At 69.6% G+C, this 17,329-nt stretch carries 15 protein-coding genes and 1 tRNA gene; 10 read left to right on the top strand and 6 right to left on the bottom strand.

Features of this window, described 5'->3' with window-relative positions; genetic code table 11:
- The first annotated feature begins 101 nt into the window (after positions 1–101).
- The 4 genes from hemN (at position 102) to ACJ7VY_RS06185 (ending at position 4,706) form a co-directional block, all read left to right on the top strand.
- Entirely contained in the window at positions 102–1,511 is a 1,410-nt protein-coding gene (hemN, locus tag ACJ7VY_RS06170) for an oxygen-independent coproporphyrinogen III oxidase (protein ID WP_409476577.1), read from the top strand.
- Positions 1,512–1,653: 142 nt separating this feature from the next.
- Positions 1,654–1,740, top strand: a tRNA-Leu gene (locus ACJ7VY_RS06175).
- Positions 1,741–1,763: 23 nt separating this feature from the next.
- A complete protein-coding gene (locus tag ACJ7VY_RS06180) occupies positions 1,764–3,053 on the top strand; it encodes a nucleotide sugar dehydrogenase (RefSeq protein ID WP_409476578.1) in 1,290 nt (429 codons plus the stop codon).
- A 30-nt stretch (positions 3,054–3,083) separates the two neighbouring features.
- The gene (locus ACJ7VY_RS06185) at positions 3,084–4,706 is read left to right on the top strand and encodes an FMN-binding glutamate synthase family protein (RefSeq protein ID WP_104938521.1); all 1,623 of its coding nucleotides are present in this window, start codon (positions 3,084–3,086) and stop codon (positions 4,704–4,706) included.
- Between the two features lie 79 nt (positions 4,707–4,785).
- Here the strand turns inward: ACJ7VY_RS06185 and ACJ7VY_RS06190 are convergent, their stop codons facing one another.
- Complete coding sequence (locus ACJ7VY_RS06190) at positions 4,786–6,033, bottom strand: TIGR03862 family flavoprotein (RefSeq protein WP_409476579.1); 1,248 nt, start codon at positions 6,031–6,033, stop codon at positions 4,786–4,788.
- A complete protein-coding gene (locus ACJ7VY_RS06195; RefSeq protein WP_104938523.1) occupies positions 6,017–6,448 on the bottom strand; it encodes an FKBP-type peptidyl-prolyl cis-trans isomerase in 432 nt (143 codons plus the stop codon). Before ACJ7VY_RS06195 ends, ACJ7VY_RS06190 begins: the two co-directional genes overlap by 17 nt.
- A 157-nt stretch (positions 6,449–6,605) precedes the next feature.
- On the opposite strand from ACJ7VY_RS06195, the gene ACJ7VY_RS06200 reads away from it, so the two are divergent.
- The 3 genes from ACJ7VY_RS06200 to ACJ7VY_RS06210 all read left to right on the top strand — a co-directional run bounded on the left by ACJ7VY_RS06200 (position 6,606) and on the right by ACJ7VY_RS06210 (position 8,900).
- Positions 6,606–6,971 (top strand): DUF6164 family protein, encoded by a 366-nt coding sequence (locus tag ACJ7VY_RS06200; RefSeq protein WP_313256114.1) that lies wholly within the window; start codon positions 6,606–6,608, stop codon positions 6,969–6,971.
- Positions 6,972–6,998: 27 nt separating this feature from the next.
- A complete protein-coding gene (locus ACJ7VY_RS06205; RefSeq protein ID WP_409476580.1) occupies positions 6,999–7,745 on the top strand; it encodes a sulfurtransferase in 747 nt (248 codons plus the stop codon).
- A gap of 165 nt (positions 7,746–7,910) precedes the next feature.
- Positions 7,911–8,900, top strand: a complete 990-nt coding sequence (locus tag ACJ7VY_RS06210) for an LLM class flavin-dependent oxidoreductase (RefSeq protein WP_313256118.1) — start codon at positions 7,911–7,913, stop codon at positions 8,898–8,900.
- A 69-nt stretch (positions 8,901–8,969) separates the two neighbouring features.
- Here the strand turns inward: ACJ7VY_RS06210 and ACJ7VY_RS06215 are convergent, their stop codons facing one another.
- Together ACJ7VY_RS06215 and ACJ7VY_RS06220 are read right to left on the bottom strand one after the other, a co-directional pair.
- Positions 8,970–9,644 carry an exopolysaccharide biosynthesis protein gene (locus ACJ7VY_RS06215; RefSeq protein WP_409476581.1) on the bottom strand — a complete coding sequence of 225 codons (675 nt, stop codon included), beginning with the start codon at positions 9,642–9,644 and terminating at the stop codon, positions 8,970–8,972.
- Positions 9,628–10,887: a hemolysin family protein gene (locus ACJ7VY_RS06220; RefSeq protein WP_233996363.1), complete on the bottom strand. Its 1,260-nt coding sequence runs from the start codon at positions 10,885–10,887 to the stop codon at positions 9,628–9,630. Before ACJ7VY_RS06220 ends, ACJ7VY_RS06215 begins: the two co-directional genes overlap by 17 nt.
- Before the next feature lie 334 nt (positions 10,888–11,221).
- On the opposite strand from ACJ7VY_RS06220, the gene ACJ7VY_RS06225 reads away from it, so the two are divergent.
- Both ACJ7VY_RS06225 and ACJ7VY_RS06230 read left to right on the top strand, forming a co-directional pair.
- Entirely contained in the window at positions 11,222–11,848 is a 627-nt protein-coding gene (locus tag ACJ7VY_RS06225) for a DUF47 domain-containing protein (RefSeq protein ID WP_054664724.1), read from the top strand.
- Between the two features lie 142 nt (positions 11,849–11,990).
- A complete protein-coding gene (locus ACJ7VY_RS06230) occupies positions 11,991–13,112 on the top strand; it encodes an inorganic phosphate transporter (protein WP_104938527.1) in 1,122 nt (373 codons plus the stop codon).
- A 90-nt stretch (positions 13,113–13,202) separates the two neighbouring features.
- Here the strand turns inward: ACJ7VY_RS06230 and ACJ7VY_RS06235 are convergent, their stop codons facing one another.
- Together ACJ7VY_RS06235 and parE are read right to left on the bottom strand one after the other, a co-directional pair.
- Positions 13,203–14,693 carry a S10 family peptidase gene (locus ACJ7VY_RS06235; RefSeq protein WP_313232924.1) on the bottom strand — a complete coding sequence of 497 codons (1,491 nt, stop codon included), beginning with the start codon at positions 14,691–14,693 and terminating at the stop codon, positions 13,203–13,205.
- Between the two features lie 247 nt (positions 14,694–14,940).
- On the bottom strand, positions 14,941–16,830 hold the full coding sequence (parE, locus tag ACJ7VY_RS06240; protein ID WP_104938529.1) for a DNA topoisomerase IV subunit B: 1,890 nt from the start codon (positions 16,828–16,830) through the stop codon (positions 14,941–14,943).
- A gap of 161 nt (positions 16,831–16,991) precedes the next feature.
- Between parE and ACJ7VY_RS06245 the strand changes: the two genes are divergently transcribed.
- Positions 16,992–17,240, top strand: coding sequence for a hypothetical protein (locus ACJ7VY_RS06245; protein WP_104938530.1), 249 nt, complete (start codon positions 16,992–16,994; stop codon positions 17,238–17,240).
- The last annotated feature ends 89 nt before the right edge of the window (positions 17,241–17,329 follow it).

Consider the following 17,329-nt stretch of genomic DNA (forward strand, 5'->3'; position numbering starts at 1 on the left):
GATGGCTCTGCCTTCTCTCATTTCTCACTCCTCTTCACTCACTCATGCCCCATTGATCTGGCTCAAAGCGTCAGCCGGTGACACGGCGCATGCTGCGCCGCATGGACACGACCACCGCATTTCCCGAGCCGCTGGGCTGGACCTTCGACCCGGATATCCTGCGCCGCCATGATCGTCCGGGGCCGCGCTATACCTCCTATCCCACCGCGCCGCACTTCCACGACGGCTACGGCACCGGGCAGTTCCGCGAGGCGATCGCGCGCAGCAATGCATCGGCGCGGCCGCTGTCGCTGTACGTGCACGTGCCGTACTGCACCAGTCCGTGCTTTTACTGCGGCTGCAACCGGGTCATCAGCCGCGACCGCGACAAGGGCGCACCGTACGTGGGCCGCGTGCTGACCGAGGCGGACCGGGTGGCGCCGCTGTTCGCGGCCGGGCGCGAGGTCACCCAGCTGCACTTCGGCGGCGGCACCCCGAACTTCCTCGAGCCGGAACAGCTGTCGCGCCTGGTCGAGGGGCTGCGCCAGCGCTTCCGCTTCAGCAGTGATGCCGGCCGCGATTTCTCCATCGAACTGGACCCGCGCTCGGTCAGTCCGGACGACATCGCCGTGCTGGCGCAACTGGGCTTCAACCGCGCCAGCCTCGGCGTGCAGGACTTCGACCCGGCGGTGCAGCAGGCGATCAACCGCGTGCAGGGGGTGGACGAAACGCTGGCGATCATCGACGCCTGCCGCCGCCATGGCCTGCGCTCGGTCAACGTCGACCTGATCTACGGCCTGCCGAAGCAGACCCTGGAAGGCTTCGCGCGCACGCTGCAAACCGTGCTGGCGGTGCGCCCGGACCGGCTGGCGATCTACGGCTACGCGCACATGCCGCACCTGTTCAAGGCGCAGCGGCAGATCGTCGATGCGGACCTGCCCGACGCCGAACGCAAGCTGGCGCTGCTGGGGCTGGCGGTGGAGCGGCTCTCGGCCGCCGGCTACCAGTACATCGGCATGGACCATTTCGCGCTGCCGGAAGAAGACCTGTCACGCGCGCAACGCGCCGGCAGCCTGCACCGCAATTTCATGGGTTACACCACCCATGCCGAGACCGACCTGCTGGGCCTGGGGGTCAGCGCCATCAGCCGGATCGACAACAGCTACAGCCAGAACCCGCGCGACCTGAAGGACTGGGAGGCGCGGATCGATGCCGGCGGGCTGCCGGTGTGGCGCGGGCTGGAGCTGGATGCCGACGATGTACTGCGCGCCGAGCTGATCCAGCAGCTGATGTGCCATGGGCGCGTGGATGGTCACGCCCTGGCGGCGCGCCACGGCATTGATTTCGAGCAGTACTTCGCCAGTGAACTGGCGGCGCTGCAGCGCCTGGCCGCCGACGGGCTGGCGCGGTACCACGACGGCGTCGTCGCCGCGACCCGGCAGGGGCGGCCGCTGCTGCGCCTGATCGCCATGTGCTTCGACCGTTACCTGCAGGCGCCGCAGCAGCCGGCGCGCTATTCGCGGGCGATCTGAACGCGGCCGCGGCGCGCGGCTGGCGTGCGACGGCCACGCCCGCGGCGGGATCGGCCGCGGCAGCCCTGCCGCGATGGCGCGGACCACCCGCGCGGCGGCATCGGATTCACAAGCGCGGCTCGATCAGGCACGCTATCGCGATGCCCGGATGGCGAAACTGGTAGACGCATCGGACTTAAAATCCGCCGGGGGCAACCCCATGCCGGTTCGATTCCGGCTCCGGGCACCAGCCATGCAACCTCGAGGGATGGGATGAGCGCCGACATTTCCGCAGCCAGTGCGCCGCGCATCGCCGTCATTGGCCTGGGCTATGTCGGCCTGCCGCTGGCGGTCGAGTTCGGGCGGACGCTGGACACGCTTGGCTACGATATCGACGCCGCGCGCGTGGCCGAACTCCGCCAGGGCCATGACCGCACGCTGGAGCTGGATGCCGCCGAACTGGCGGCGGCCACCTGCCTGCGCTATTGCGCCGACGCCGCCGAACTGGCCCGGTGCAACGTGTTCATCGTCACCGTGCCCACGCCCATCGATGCCTGGGAGCAGCCCGACCTGGAGCCGTTGCGCGGCGCCAGCCAGCTGATCGCGGGGGTGCTCAAGCGCGGCGACCTGGTGATCTACGAATCCACGGTCTACCCCGGTACCACCGAGGAAGTCTGCGTGCCGTTGCTGGAGCAGGGCTCGGGCCTGCGCTTCAACCAGGATTTCTGGTGCGGCTACAGCCCGGAGCGGATCAATCCGGGCGACCGCCAGCGGCGCCTGCCGGACATCCGCAAGATCACCTCCGGCTCCACGCCGGAAGCGGCCGAGGTGGTGGACGCGCTGTACCGGCGCATCATCGCCGCCGGCACCTGGCGCGCGCCCTCGCTGCGCGTGGCCGAAGCGGCCAAGGTGGTGGAGAACATCCAGCGCGACGTCAACATCGCCCTGGTCAACGAACTGGCCCTGATCTTCGACCGGCTCGGCATCGATACGCTGGACGTGCTGGAAGCGGCCGGCACCAAGTGGAACTTCCTGCCGTTCCGGCCGGGCATGGTCGGCGGCCACTGCATCGGCGTGGACCCGTATTACCTGCTGCACAAGTCCGAGAGCGTGGGTTACCACCCGGACCTGATCCACACCGCGCGCCAGGTCAACAACCGGGTGGTCGCACACGTGGTGGCGCGGGTGGACGCGCTGCTAGCCGGCAAGGGCAAGGCACTGCGCGGGGCGCGGGTGCTGGTGCTGGGCGTGACGTTCAAGGAGGACTGCCCGGACCTGCGCAACAGCCGGGCGCTGGACCTGGCGCGCCTGCTGGCCGGGCAGGGCGCACGGGTGGATGCGTTCGATCCATGGGCCGACGCGGACGAGGCCGAACGCGAGTCCGGCCTGAAGCTGGTCGACGCTCCTGCGCACGGCCAGTACGACGCGGTGGTGCTCGCGGTGGCGCACCGCCAGTTCCGCGAACTCGATGCCGCGCGTATTCGCGCGCTGGGCGTGGTCGACATGGTGGTGTACGACGTCAAGTCGGCGTGGCCGCGGCACGTGGTGGACGACCGGTTGTAGAATCCGCCATCCCCGGTCACGAGGACGGCCATGCACCGTTATCTGGTTTACGTACTGGCGCTGGTCCTGCTGCCGGTATCGCTGGCGCTGGCGCAACACTGGCCCGCTTGGTACTGGGGCGTGGGCCTGTTCGGCGCGATGGCGCTGCTCGGCACCTGGGACGTGCTGCAGCGGCGCAGCGTGCTGCGGCGCAATTACCCGGTGCTGGCGCACTTCCGTTACGGCTTCGAATCCATCGGCCCGGAAATCCGCCAGTACTTCGTGCAGAGCGACCTGGAGGACGTGCCGTTCTCGCGCCAGCAGCGGCAGCTGGTCTACCAGCGTGCGCGCAACGTGATGGACGTGGTGCCGTTCGGTACGCTGCGCAGTACCTATGCGGTGGACTACGAGTGGATCAACCACTCGATGGCGCCCACCAGCATTCCGCACCATGACTTCCGCGTGGTGATCGGCGCCGGCTGCGCGCGGCCGTATTCGGCCAGCGTGTTCAACATCTCGGCGATGAGCTTCGGTTCGTTGTCGGCCAACGCCATCCGCGCGCTGAACAAGGGCGCGAAGATGGGCGGCTTCTACCATGACACCGGCGAAGGCTCGATTTCGCCCTACCACCGCGAGAACGGCGGCGACCTGGTGTGGGAGATCGGCTCCGGTTACTTCGGGTGCCGTGACGAACACGGCCGTTTCAGCGAGGAGCGCTTCGTCGAGAACGCCAACCACGACCAGGTCAAGATGATCGAGATCAAGCTGTCGCAGGGCGCCAAGCCCGGCCACGGCGGGGTGCTGCCCGCGGCCAAGGTCAGTGCCGAGATCTCAGTGACCCGTGGCGTGCCGATGGGCGTGGACTGCGTGTCGCCGTCGCGGCACTCGGCGTTCTCCACCCCGGTGGAACTGCTGCAGTTCGTCGCGCGCCTGCGCGAGCTGTCCGGCGGCAAGCCGACCGGCTTCAAGCTGGCCATCGGCCATCCATGGGAATGGTTCGGCATCGCCAAGGCCATGCACGAGACCGGGTTGCTGCCCGACTTCATCGTGGTCGACGGTGCCGAGGGCGGCACCGGCGCATCGCCGGCGGAGTTCATCGACCATGTCGGCGTACCGATGAACGAGGCGCTGATCCTGGTGCACAACACGCTGGTGGGCCTGGACCTGCGCGACCGCATCCGCATCGGCGCGGCCGGCAAAGTGACCAGCGCCTTCGACATCGCGCGGACCATCGCGCTGGGCGCGGACTGGTGCAACGCCGGGCGTGGCTTCATGTTCGCGCTGGGCTGCATCCAATCGTTGAGCTGCCACAACGACAAGTGTCCCACCGGCATCGCCACCCAGGACCCCAGCCGCTGGCGCCACCTGGACCCGACCGACAAGGCCGAGCGGGTACGCAATTTCCACGAGAACACCCTGCGTGCGCTGCGCGACCTGCTGGGCGCGGCCGGCCTGAACGACCCGTCGGAACTGGGCCCCGAGCACATCCTGCGGCGGGTGTCGCCGATCGAGATCCGCTCGATGGCGACCCTGTACCGCTACCTGTCGCCGGGCGAACTGCTCGACCGCGTGCCGGGGCATGCGGTGTTCCGCGAATACTGGGCGGACGCGCGCAGCGATTCGTTCGACCCGCCGGCACGGATCGCGGCGCTGCGCGGGACCAAGCTGCACTGAGGGCGGGGCAGGCGGTGCTGCATGTCCTGCCTCGACCGTAGTGGCGTGCGGAGCAGGCTGCGTACCTGCGGAAATGTGCTTAGCGTAGCCAGGCGATTACGCCGTCTGCCGCGCGCAGGGCGCTGGCATAGCACGCGGTGAGCAGGTAACCACCGGTCGGTGCTTCCCAGTCCAGCATCTCGCCGGCGCAGAACACCCCGGGCAGCGCCTGCAGCATCAGTCCCGCGTTCGTCGCCTCCAGGCATACGCCGCCGGCGCTGCTGATGGCTTCGGCCATCGGCCGCGGCCGCAGCAGGCGCAGCGGCAGGCGCTTGAGCGTGCGTGCCACGGCGTCAGGGTCGTTGCCGGCGTCCTTGCCGAGCCGTTCGAACACCAGTGCGGCCTTGGCGGCGTCGATGCCCGTGGTGCGCCGCAGGTGCTCGCCGAAGCTGCGCCCCCTGCGCGGGCGCGACAGCTCGGCATGCAGGCGCGCCGCGTCGCGGCCCGGCACCAGGTCCAGTTCCAGCAGCGCATGGCCATCGCGGTTGATCGTCTCGCGCAGGTCGGCGGCGATGGCATAGACCAGGCTGCCTTCGATGCCGTACTCGCTGGCGACGCATTCGCCCTGCAGCTGCCGGGGGTCGCCGTGCAGGTCGCGCCAGTGCGCGATGACCGGCTTGAGCGGGCTGCCGGCATGGCGCTGGCGGAAATGTCCGCTCCAGTCGATGTCGAAGCCGCAGTTGGCCGCCTGCAGCGGCGCCACGTCCACGCCGCGCGCGCGCAGCGTGTCCACCCAGGCGCCATCGGAACCGAGTTCGGGCCAGCTGCCGCCGCCCAGCGCCAGCACGGTGGCGTCGACGCTCACGGCGACGTCGCCGTCGCTGGTCTGCATGCGCAGTGCGCCATCGTCGTTCCAGCCCAGCCAGCGATGCTGCACGTGGAAGCGCACACCCTGTTCCTTCAGCCGCCGCACCCAGCCGCGCAGCAGCGGCGCGGCCTTGCGGTCGAGCGGGAACACCCGCCCGGAACTGCCGACATAGGTGTCCACGCCCAGGCCACGCGCCCACCCGCGCAGCGCCTCGGCATCGAAGCCGTCCAACCAGCCGGCGACGTCCGCTTGGCGCTCGCGGTAGCGCTGGTCGAACTGCGGGCGCGGTTCGGAATGGGTGAGGTTCAGTCCGCCCTTGCCGGCGATCAGGAACTTGCGCCCGGGCGAACCCTTGGCCTCGTACAGGTCGACCGACAGGCCGGCCGCGCGCAGGCGTTCGGCGGCGAACAGCCCGGCGGGGCCGCCGCCGACCACCGCCACCCGCTTGCCGGCGCCGGCCGGATCAGCGGGGCTGGACATCGAGCAGTTCGACATCGAACACCAGCGAGGAACCCGGCGCGATCGGGCCGGCACGGCGGTTGCCGTAGCCGTAGTCCGCCGGAATCATCAGCGTGCGCTTGCCGCCGACCTTCATCCCGGCCACGCCTTCGTCCCAGCCGCGGATGACCTGCTTCTCGCCGAGATCGAAGGTGAACGGTTCGCCGCGGTCGAGCGAGCTGTCGAACTTGTCGCCATGCTTGTCGGCGCGGCGCTCGTCGTAGATCCAGCCGGTGTAGTGCACGGTGACCCGGGTCCCCGGTACCGCTTCGGCGCCGCTGCCCGGCACCGTGTCGATGCGCTCGAAGGCGGCGATGCTGCCCCCGGGCGGCGGCCCGGGCGGGGTGCAACCGGCGGCAAGCAGGGACAACAGCAACGGCACGAACAGGCGACGCATGGGGGACTCCAGGTTGAAGGCGGCCGCGCGGGATGCGCGGCAGGCCGGGGCAGGGGGCTGCGGCACCGCCCCCGCGCTCGCACGGGCGCGTGCGGCAAGGGGGCGCCAGGGCCACGGCGCGCAAGGGTAGCGCATCGCCAGCGGGTATCATGGCGCGATGGCCAAACTGCTGCTCAATCTGCGCAATGTCGACGACGACGAGAGCCGCGAGGTCTGCGAACTGCTCGACCGTCACGGTATTGCCTGGTACCGCACCGAACCCAGCCCCTGGGGCATTTCCAGTGGCGGGCTGTGGCTGCGTGACCGGCAGGACCACGCACGCGCGAAGGAATTGATGGACGGCTACCAGGCCGCGCGTGCGCGGCGCGTGCGCGCCGAGCGCGAGGCCGCGCTGCGCGACGGCACCGCCGAGACCTTCGGCTCGCTGCTGCGGCGGCGGCCGCTGTACGTGGTCGCGGTGCTGCTGGGCATGCTGGCCGCTGCCGCGCTGGTGCTGCTGCCGTTCATGCTGCTGCGTGGCTGACGCCCGCGTGCGCCGTAAAATATGCCGATGATCGTCAATACCGCCGCCTACCACTTCGTTTCCATCGCCGATGCGGACGCCCTGGCCGCCACCCTGCTGGAGCGGGCGCAGGCACGCGCACTGCGCGGGACGATCCTGGTGGCGGACGAGGGCCTCAACCTGTTCCTGGCCGGCGACTGCGACGGCATCGACGCGTTCTACGCCGCGCTGAAGGCCGACCCGCGCTTTGCCGCCATGCGGGTCAAGTACAGCTACAGCCGCATGCAGCCGTTCGCGCGGCTCAAGGCCAAGGTCAAGCCGGAGATCATCAGCTTCCGCCGCGACGACGGCCAGCCGCTGGATTACCCGCGCGCGCCGTCCGTGGCCCCGGCCACGCTGCGGCGCTGGCTGCGGCAGGGCCATGACGATGAAGGCAGGCGCGTGGTGATGCTCGACACCCGCAACGCGCAGGAGTTCGCGCACGGCACCTTCGCCGGCGCCCTGACCCTGCCCATCGCCCGTTTCACCGACCTGCCGGCGGCACTGGCGCCGCACCGCGCCGACCTGGCCGACGCCACCGTGGTCAGTTTCTGCACCGGCGGCATCCGCTGCGAGAAAGCCGCGCTGTGGATGCGCAATGACGGCATGGACAACGTGCTGCAGCTGGACGGCGGCATCCTGGGGTATTTCGAGGAAGTGGGCGGCGAGGGCTACGAAGGCCGCTGCTTCGTGTTCGACGAGCGCGTGGCGCTGGACCCGCAGCTGCAGCCGCTGGTGGACGAAGCCACCCCGTAGGCGCGGGCCCGCCCCGCATGCGGCCTGCCCGCCGAGGCTCCCGGCCGCTGCGTGCGCGCGTGCGACGGGCCGGAAAACAGTGTTCGGTCGCCGGCGCCGCGCGCAGGGATGGGAAACCGCCCCGCGCGCCCCATGTTGCAGGGACCACCTGCCGGAAGCCGCCGCATGATTCCCCTTTCCGTCCTCGACCTCGCCCCCGTCTGCGAAGGCGCCACGCCGGGCCAGGCGTTCGCCAACATGCTCGACCTCGCGCGCCATGCCGAGCGCTGGGGCTATCGCCGCTACTGGCTGGCCGAGCACCACAATATGCCGGGCATCGCCAGTGCGGCCACCTCGGTGCTGATCGGGCACGTTGCCGGCGGCACCTCGACCATCCGCGTCGGCGCCGGCGGCATCATGCTGCCCAACCACTCGCCGCTGCAGGTGGCCGAACAGTTCGGCACCCTGGCTTCGCTGTATCCGGGGCGCATCGACCTGGGACTGGGCCGCGCGCCGGGTACCGACCAGGCCACCGCCCGCGCGCTGCGCCGCTACTTCGACAGCGCCGACCAGTTCCCGCAGGACGTGGCCGAGCTGCTGCATTACTTCGAACCGGTGCAGCCGGGGCAGGGCGTGCAGGCGGTGCCGGGCGCGGGCATCGACGTGCCGGTGTGGCTGCTGGGCTCCAGCCTGTTCAGCGCGCGGCTGGCGGCGGCGATGGGCCTGCCGTTCGCGTTCGCCTCGCATTTCGCCCCGGACGCGATGGACGAGGCCGTGGCGCTGTACCGCCGCGATTTCCGCCCGTCCGCCCGCTTGCAGGCGCCCTGGGCGATCCTGGCGCTGAACGTGGTGGCCAGCGCGTCGGAGGCCGAGTCCCGGCGGCTGTTCACGACCCAGCAGCAGAGCTTCGTCAACCTGCGGCGCGGCCGTCCGGGACGGATCCCGCCGCCGGTGGACGACATCGAGGCGTTCTGGGAGCCGCACGAGAAGGCCGGGGTGGAGCGGGCGCTGGCCTGCACCGTGCTCGGCGACCCGCAGCAGGTGGGCGAGGGGCTGGCGGCCTTTGCCGCGCGCCATCGGCCCGACGAAATGATGCTCACCGCCAACATCTTCGACCATGCCGCGCGGCTGCGCTCGTTCGAACTGGCGATGCAGGCCTGGCAGGCGCGGCACTGAGCCGTCGGCCGGGACCGCGGTGGTTGCGGGCGCCGCGTGCGGCGCCCGGGACGGCCCGCGCGGCAGGGCTCAGCTGGTCCAGCGCTGGAACAGTTCGACGGTGTGGCCGACCAGTTGCCCCGAGCCGAGACCGAAGAACAGGCCGGCGGCGAGCGCCGCGACCCAGTTGAACAGCATCAGCGCGCCATCGCGCTCGATCAGCGCCAGCGCGAACAGCAGCAGCTGGAAGCCGAACAGATAGTTGGTCAGCGGGATCGGCAGCGACAGCAGCACCCCGGTCATGACCAGCAGCAGCCCCGTGAACACCCGCGCCGGAAGCGGCCCCACCAGGGCTGGCAGGCGCGGCTTGAGCATCCGGTCCAGGCGCCGCAGCGGGCGATCGATGCGGCCCAGGAAGCGATGCATGGTGCCGCGCCTGGGCCCGCGCCGGGCGATGAACCCGGGCACCCAGGGCCGCGCCAGGCCGGCCATCATCTGCAGGCCGATCAGCAGCACCAGCGGGCCGCTGACCGCGCCGCCGATGCCGGGCACCGGAATGAACGCCGGCAGGATGGCGACGAACAGGAACACGCCGAACGCGCTTTCCTGCAGGCCCTGCAGGATCCTGCCCAGGGGCTGCTGTTCCCCGGGGTCGCCGTGCTCGAACATCGACAGCAGGGTGCGGATGCCCTCGTTGCGGTAGCCGCCCGCCGCGGCCGGGCCGGCGCCTGGCCCGCCGTCCTGCGGCTCAGCCGGTGGTGTCATCTTCGTCTTCTTCCGGCAGCCGGCGCAGCAGCAGCTTGTCGATGCGGGCACCGTCCAGATCGACGATCTCGATGCGCCAGCCGGCCCAGTCGAAGTACTCGCTGGCGTGCGGGATGCGGCCGAAGAAGTGCATGCACATGCCGGCCAGGGTGTAGTAGTCGCCTTCCTCGGCATCGGGCAGCTCGACCCCGCCCATCAGCTCGCGCAGGTCGTCCACCGGCAGCGAACCGTCCACCAGCAGCGAACCGTCCTCGCGGGTGACCACCAGAGCGTCCTCGTCGGTGTTCTCCGGCGCCTGCAGGCGGCCGACCACCGCGCCCATCAGGTCGCTGATGGTCACCAGCCCCTGGATCTCGCCGTACTCGTCCACCACCAGCGCCATCGACTGGTGCTCCTCGCGGAAGATCTCCAGCAGCTTCATCGCATGGGTGGATTCGGAGACATAGAGCGTCTCGCGCAGGTTCTCGAACAGCGCATGGGTGTCGCCCTGCAGGCGGCGCGTGACCAGCGACTTGACCTCGAGGATGCCGGCGATGTCCTGGTCGTTGCCGCGGTACACCGGGTAACGCGAGAACGCATGCTCGTGCATGGTCTCCAGGTTCTTCTCGACATCGGCGTTGGTATCCAGCCAGGCGATGCGGTTGCGCGGGGTCATCAGGCTGTCGGCGGTGCGGTCGCCCAGGCGCATGACCCGGTTCATCATGTCGCGCTCGTGGATGTCGATCACCCCGGCCTCGTGGCTTTCGGCCACCAACATGCGGATCTCTTCTTCGGTCACCGACGCCGAATCGGTGTTGCCCAGCCCCAGCAGGCGCAGCACCAGCCGGGTGGTGCGCGACAGCAGCCACACGAACGGGAAAGCCAGCGTGGCCAGCCAGCCCATCGGCACCGCGACCAGCCCGGCGATGTCCTCCGAACGGGTCAGCGCCAGCCGCTTGGGCACCAATTCGCCGAAGATCAGCGTGACGAAGGTGATCAGGGTGACCGCCAGCGCCTTGCCGACCGCGCCGGCGTAGTCGAAGCCCGGCATCAGCCCCTGGATCCAGGCGGCGATGGCTTCGCCCAGCGCTTCGCCACCGAGGAAGCCGGTCAGCACGCCGATCACGGTGATGCCGATCTGCACGGTGGACAGGAAGTTCTCGGGCTTCTCGGCCAGCGCCAGGGCGCGCTCTGCGCGCTTGCTGGTGGCGGACATCTGCTTGAGCCGGCTCTTGCGCGAGGTCATGACCGACATCTCGGACATGGCGAAGAAGCCGTTGAGCAGGATCAGGGCGAAAACGATGAGGATCAGTTCAAACACGGGTCGCTCCCCGGGTCGTTGGCAGGGAGGGAGGGTGCTTGCGGTGGCGGCAGGGGCTCAGGGGCGTGCCCGGGCGCTGCGGCGGGGGGTAAGGGTCGTCGTCCATAGGGTGCGCCCGCGGAGGGCGCCGGCGCATCTTAGCAAACCGGCATGCGGTGCCGGCAACCGCCTGTTCATTTTCGTGGGCGGGAACCGGCCGGGAATACCCGAGACGTCATCCAGCCGTCATAATTCGCCCCGGTGCCGTCCCTTCCGCGACGGCGGACAGGCATTTCCAATGTTTTCATTGCAGACCATTTTCGGCTCCGGCAAGCAGTTCTACACCTATCTCGACGAGGCCGCCCAGGCCGCCGCCGACAGCGCCAAGGCGCTGCACGCGATGATGCGCGAAGCCGACCGCGAGCCCGCCCTGGATGCATTCAAGCTGGCGCGCCTGCGCGAGCGCGCGGCCTCGGACAAGATCAGCCAGGCGCTGGTGGACAGCTTCATGACCCCGATCGAGCGCGAGGACATCGAGGCGCTGGGCTCGGCGCTGTACAAGATTCCCAAGCAGATCGAGAAGTTCGCCGACCGCTATGCGCTGGCCACCCAGCACCTGGCGCACATCGATTTCGCCCCGCGCGCGGCGATGCTGGAGCAGGCCGCCGGGGTGGTGGTGGACATGGTCAAGGACCTGCGCCACATGAACATCGACCGCATGACGGCGATGAACGAGAAGCTGCGCGCGCTGGAGAACGAGGCCGACCGGCTGATGCTCGAGCTGTACCGGGAAATCTATTCCGGGCGCCTGGACAACCTGCAGATGTTCCTGCTCAAGGAATTCTTCGAGATCCTGGAAAAAGCCATCGACCGCTGCCGCGAGGCCGGGGTGGTGGTCTACCAGATCGTGTTGAAGAACTCGTGATCGCCATGATGCGGATCCCGTGCATTTCCGGCTTCGGAAGCGGGGGCGTCGGCTGTGCCGATGCCCGCGAGCCGCGCTTCCACACCCCCCGTCCCGCCACGGCGCGGCGGGACTTCCCGCTTGACCCGAGGGGGCAGCTGCGATGCTGACCCTTGTCCTCGTCGTGATCCTGGCGGCGCTCGTGTTCGAGTTCATCAATGGCTTCCACGACACCGCCAACTCCATCGCCACCGTGGTGGCCACCAAAGTGCTCTCGCCCGGCTGGGCGGTGATGCTGGCCGCGGGCATGAACCTGATCGGCGCGCTGACCGGCACCGCGGTGGCGCTGACCATCGCCAACGGCCTGCTCAACACCAGCGTGGTCGAGGTCACCCCGCAGGTGATCCTGTGCGCGCTGCTCGGCGGCATCGTCTGGAACCTGATCACCTGGTGGAAAGGGCTGCCGTCCTCGTCCTCGCACGCGCTGATCGGCGGCCTGTGCGGCGCCGGCCTGGCCGCCGCGCACAACAACTGGGACGCGCTGATCTGGTCGCAGAACCTCGGCAACTGGGCGCAGAACAAGGGCCTGCTGTGGAAGGTGTTCGTGCCGATGATCACCTCGCCGATCGCCGGCTTCCTGCTCGGCATCGTGGTGATGTGCCTGCTGTGGGCGATCATCGCCGGCATGGCGCGGGCCGGTGGCGTGCTGCGGCGGCTGGCGCGTCCGCGCTGGGTCAATGCGTTCTTCGGCAAGGCGCAGATCGTCTCGGCCGCTTACATGGGCTTCGCCCATGGCCACAACGACGCGCAGAAGACCATGGGCATCATCGCCATGACCCTGATCGGCGCCGAGGCCACCGGCGCGCTGGACAACCTGCCGTCGTGGCTGGCGTTCATGCACCCGGACGCGCATGCCGGCGATGGCATTGCCATGTGGATCGTGCTCACCTGCGCGGTGGTGATGGCCGCCGGTACCGCCTCGGGCGGCTGGAAGATCATCAAGACCCTGGGCCACAAGATGGTCAAGCTGCACCCGATCCACGGCTTCGCCGCGGAGACCAGCTCGGCCACCATCCTGACCCTGGCCGCGCACTTCGGCATGCCGGTCTCGACCACCCACAGCATCTCCACCGCGATCATGGGCGTTGGCTTCGCCAAGAACCCGAAGTCGCTGCGCATCGGGGTGATCGAGCGCATCATCTGGGCCTGGATCCTGACCATCCCGGCGGCCGGCGGCTGCGCCTACCTGATCCTGAAGCTGTTCGAGCTCGCCGGCTGGAACTGAGCCCGTCGAGCCGACCGCCGGCCCGTTGGCCGCTGCATGCAGAAAGGCCCGCCTTCCCGGCGGGCCTTTCGTTGTGCGCCGGCGTGGGCGTCAGTTGCGTTGGTACATGGCGCGCACGTCGCGGCGGAACGCGGCCTGGCTGTCGGCGCGGCTGTAGAACATGTGCCCGCCCGGATAGCTGCGCACCTGCACGCGTTGCGGGTCGCTGCCCATGGCCGGCATCTGGTCCACGGTCAGGATCGAACCCATGAACGGGCACGACAGGTCGTTCCAGCCATGCGCGATCAGCACCTGCAGGCGCGGGTCGATGGCCACCGCCTGGCGCAGCTGGGTGACCGCGCCGGCACGCAGGTCGCCATTGCGGTCCCACTGGCGGTTCACCTCGTAGCTCAGCGCGTGGTAGCGCGCATCCACCTTCCAGCCGACCACGCGGGTGACGAAGTCCACCATGGCGGTGGTGGTCGGGGCGATGATGCTGTCCAGCAGCGGGTCGTTGGCACGCTGCTCGGGATCGGTGGGGAAGGGGTCGAAGGCGGTGACGTTGGAATCGTAGCGGCTGCCCAGCGTGCCCTTGTCGCGGAACACCTCGCGCAGGTAGGACTGGGTTTCCAGGCGGCCGCCGGCGCGGCGCACGAACACCGGATCCAGGCCGGTCAGCTCGGTGACCCGGCGCAGCATGGCCTCGGTCGCCTGCGGGTCGGAGCGGCCCTTCATCAGCGCGCTGGCGTAGTCGCTGCGGGCGTACTCGACCACCTCGCGCATCGCCGCATCGGTGAGCCGGCCCTGGCGCTCCAGGTGCGCGGCGGCGATCGACGGCAGTGTCTGGATCCAGGCCATCGGCGAGACGTCGCTGTTGTCCTCCAGGGTCGGGCTCAGGTAGGGCGAGACCAGCACCAGTCCGTTCATCGCCACCCCCAGCCGGGTCTGCAGGTAGTGGGTGATGCGCGGGCCGCGGTAGCCGCCATAGCTTTCGCCGGCCAGGTACTTGCGCGAGGTCATGCGCTGGTTCTTCAGCAGCCAGTCGTAGACCACCCGCGACAGGTACTCGATGTCGGCGGACGGGTTGAAGAACTGCTTCTTCGCTTCCTCGTCGGGAATCCGCGAGCGGCTGAAGCCGGTGCCGACCGGGTCGATGAACACCAGGTCGGTGAAATCCAGCCAGGTGCCGGGGTTGTCGCGCAGCGTGGCCGGCGCCGAGGCGCTGTCGCCCTCGCTGCCGAACGCCACCACCTTCGGCCCCACCGCGCCCAGGTTCAGGTACACCGACGAGGCGCCGGGGCCGCCATTGAGCGCGAAGGTGACCGGGCGGTCCTTGCCGGGCACGGTGTAGGCGGTGAACACCACCTCGCCAATGGTCTTGCCCTGCGCATCGCGCACCGGCAGCGAGCCGACGGTGGCGGTGTAGTCCAGGGTGCGGCCTTCCAGGCGCATGCTCTGGCGGACCGAGGCATCGGCCGGCAACGGTGCCGGCGCGGTCGATGCGGCCTTGTCGTCGCCGGCGTCGGCGGCGGGCCTGGCCGGCGCGGGCGCGGCGAACAGCAGGCCGGCGCCGAGCGCGGCCACGTACAGCAGGTGTTTCATGCGGATGACCTGGGGATCGGGAAACGCACGATCCTAGGCCCGTGGCGGGAGTGGCAAATGTGCCCAAAGCCATGCGGCGCCGGCCCGGATGGGCAATCCCGGGCACGGAGCGATGCCGGTGCGCGGCTGCTGCGCGCATCCGCGGCGCGACGGCGGCCACGCACCGTGCGTGGCAGGCCTACTCGCGTCCGCCGCGCGCTGCGCCCATGGCATCGGTCGCCTGGGCGGGCACGGGCGCAGTGCCGGGTTAGACCTCCAGGGAGGCGAGGTCGCCCTTGCTTTCCAGCCAGCCCTTGCGGTCGCCGGCGCGCTTCTTGGCCAGCAGCATGTCCATCAGCGAGCGGGTCTGCTCCTCGTCGTCCACGGTCAGCTGCACCAGGCGGCGGGTATCGGGGTGGATGGTGGATTCGCGCAGCTGCTGCGGGTTCATCTCGCCCAGGCCCTTGAAGCGGGTGACGCTGACCTGGCCGCGGATCTTCTCGCGCTCGACCTTTTCCAGCAGCGAGCGCTTCTCTTCCTCGTCCAGCGCGTAGAACACCTGCTTGCCCACGTCCACGCGGAACAGCGGCGGCATCGCCACGAACACGTGGCCGGCGGCGACCAGCGCCGGGAAGTGCTTCAGGAACAGCGCGGTCAGCAGGGTGGCGATGTGCAGGCCGTCGGAGTCGGCGTCGGCCAGGATCACCACCTTGCCGTAGCGCAGGCCGGACAGGTCGTCCTTGCCCGGGTCGCAGCCGATGGCCACGGCCAGGTTGTGCACTTCCTCCGAGGCCAGCACGCTGCCCGAGGCCACTTCCCAGGTGTTGAGGATCTTGCCGCGCAGCGGCAGGATCGCCTGGAAATCCTTGTCGCGGGCCTGCTTGGCGCTGCCGCCGGCCGAGTCGCCTTCCACCAGGAACAGCTCGGTGCGCGACAGGTCCTGGCTGATGCAGTCGGCCAGCTTGCCGGGCAGCGCCGGGCCCTGGGTGACCTTCTTGCGGACCACCAGCTTCTCGGTCTTCAGCCGCGCGCTGGCGCGCTCGATGGCGATCTGCGCGATCTTCTCGCCGATCTCCACGTTCTGGTTCAGGGCCAGGCTGAAGGCATCGTGGGCGGCGCCCTCGACGAAGCCGGCGGCCTGGCGCGAGGACAGGCGTTCCTTGGTCTGGCCGCTGAACTGCGGATCGGTCATCTTCAGCGAGAGCACGAACGACACCCGGTCCCACACGTCTTCCGGCGCCAGCTTGACCCCGCGCGGCAGCAGGTTGCGGAAATCGCAGAACTCGCGCAGCGCCTCGGTCAGGCCGGTGCGCAGGCCGTTGACATGGGTGCCGTGCTGGGCGGTCGGGATCAGGTTGACGTAGCTTTCCTGCACCAGTTCGCCTTCCGGCAGCCAGGCCACGGCCCAGTCCACCGCCTCGGTTTCCTTCTTCAGGACGCCGACGAACAGGTCGGCAGGCAGCATCTCGCGTTCGCCCAGCTCGGCCTTGAGGTAGTCGCGCAGGCCGTCCTCGTAATGCCAGGTCTCGGTCTCGCCGGTCGCCTCGTCGGTCAGCCGGACGGTCAGGCCCGGGCACAGCACCGCCTTGGCGCGCAGCAGGTGGCGCAGCGCGCGCACGTTGAACTTCGGGGTGTCGAAATACTTCGGGTCCGGCCAGAAACGCAGCCGGGTGCCGGTGTTCCTGCGGCCGACGGAGCCGACCACTTCCAGCGGGCTGGCACGGTCGCCGTCGCGGAAGCTGATGCGGTGCTCGCTGCCTTCGCGCCTGATGTGGATCTCCACCAGCGTGGACAGCGCATTGACCACCGACACGCCGACGCCGTGCAGGCCGCCGGAGAAGGTGTAGTTGCGGTTGCTGAACTTGCCGCCGGCGTGCAGCCGGGTCAGGATCAGTTCGACGCCGGGGATCTTCTCCTCCGGGTGGATGTCGACCGGCATGCCGCGGCCGTCGTCGCTCACCTCGCAGCTGCCGTCCTTGAACAGCACGACCTCCACGGTCTTCGCGTGCCCGGCCAGCGCCTCGTCCACCGAATTGTCGATGACTTCCTGCGCCAGGTGGTTCGGGCGCGCGGTGTCGGTGTACATGCCGGGGCGGCGTTTGACCGGGTCCAGGCCGGAGAGGACTTCGATGTCGGCGGCGTTGTAGCGGGCGTTCATGTATCTCGATAAGGCGCTGATGCGACGGGCAAGTTTGCGGTCTGCCGGGGAAATTTGCACGCCGGTGTTCAGTGCGGGGAGAGGCGCGGGGCGGTATCCTGTGCGCCCTGGAACGTACGCAGCCGATCCCCCTGAATCGGCGGAGACTCCGGAGGATGACAATGAAATCGTCGAAATTGCTGGTTCTGGCCGTGGCTGCCGCCGCCGTCGTGGCGGTGCCGCTGGTGATGGCGCAGAGCGTGGACAAGGCCAAGACGGGCGAGGCCGCCCAGGCCGCCGCCGACAAGGCGCAGAGCGAGGCCGAGCAGAAGGCCAAGCGCCGCGCCGCCGCCGCCGCCCAGGAAAAGGCCCGGGGCGAGCAGCCGGCCCCGCGCGAAGAGGAAGAGGAAGAAGCCCGCAAGCGTCGCTGACGCGGGTTTCCCGATGAACGTGGACGCCCCGGCGCAGGCCGGGGCGTCTTTTTTTGTTACCGCCCCGTGGCGGCCGGGCCGCAAGGCCG

The organism is Stenotrophomonas sp. Y-13 (assembly GCF_046267925.1).
GTDB classification, from domain to species: Bacteria; Pseudomonadota; Gammaproteobacteria; order Xanthomonadales; family Xanthomonadaceae; genus Stenotrophomonas; species Stenotrophomonas acidaminiphila_A.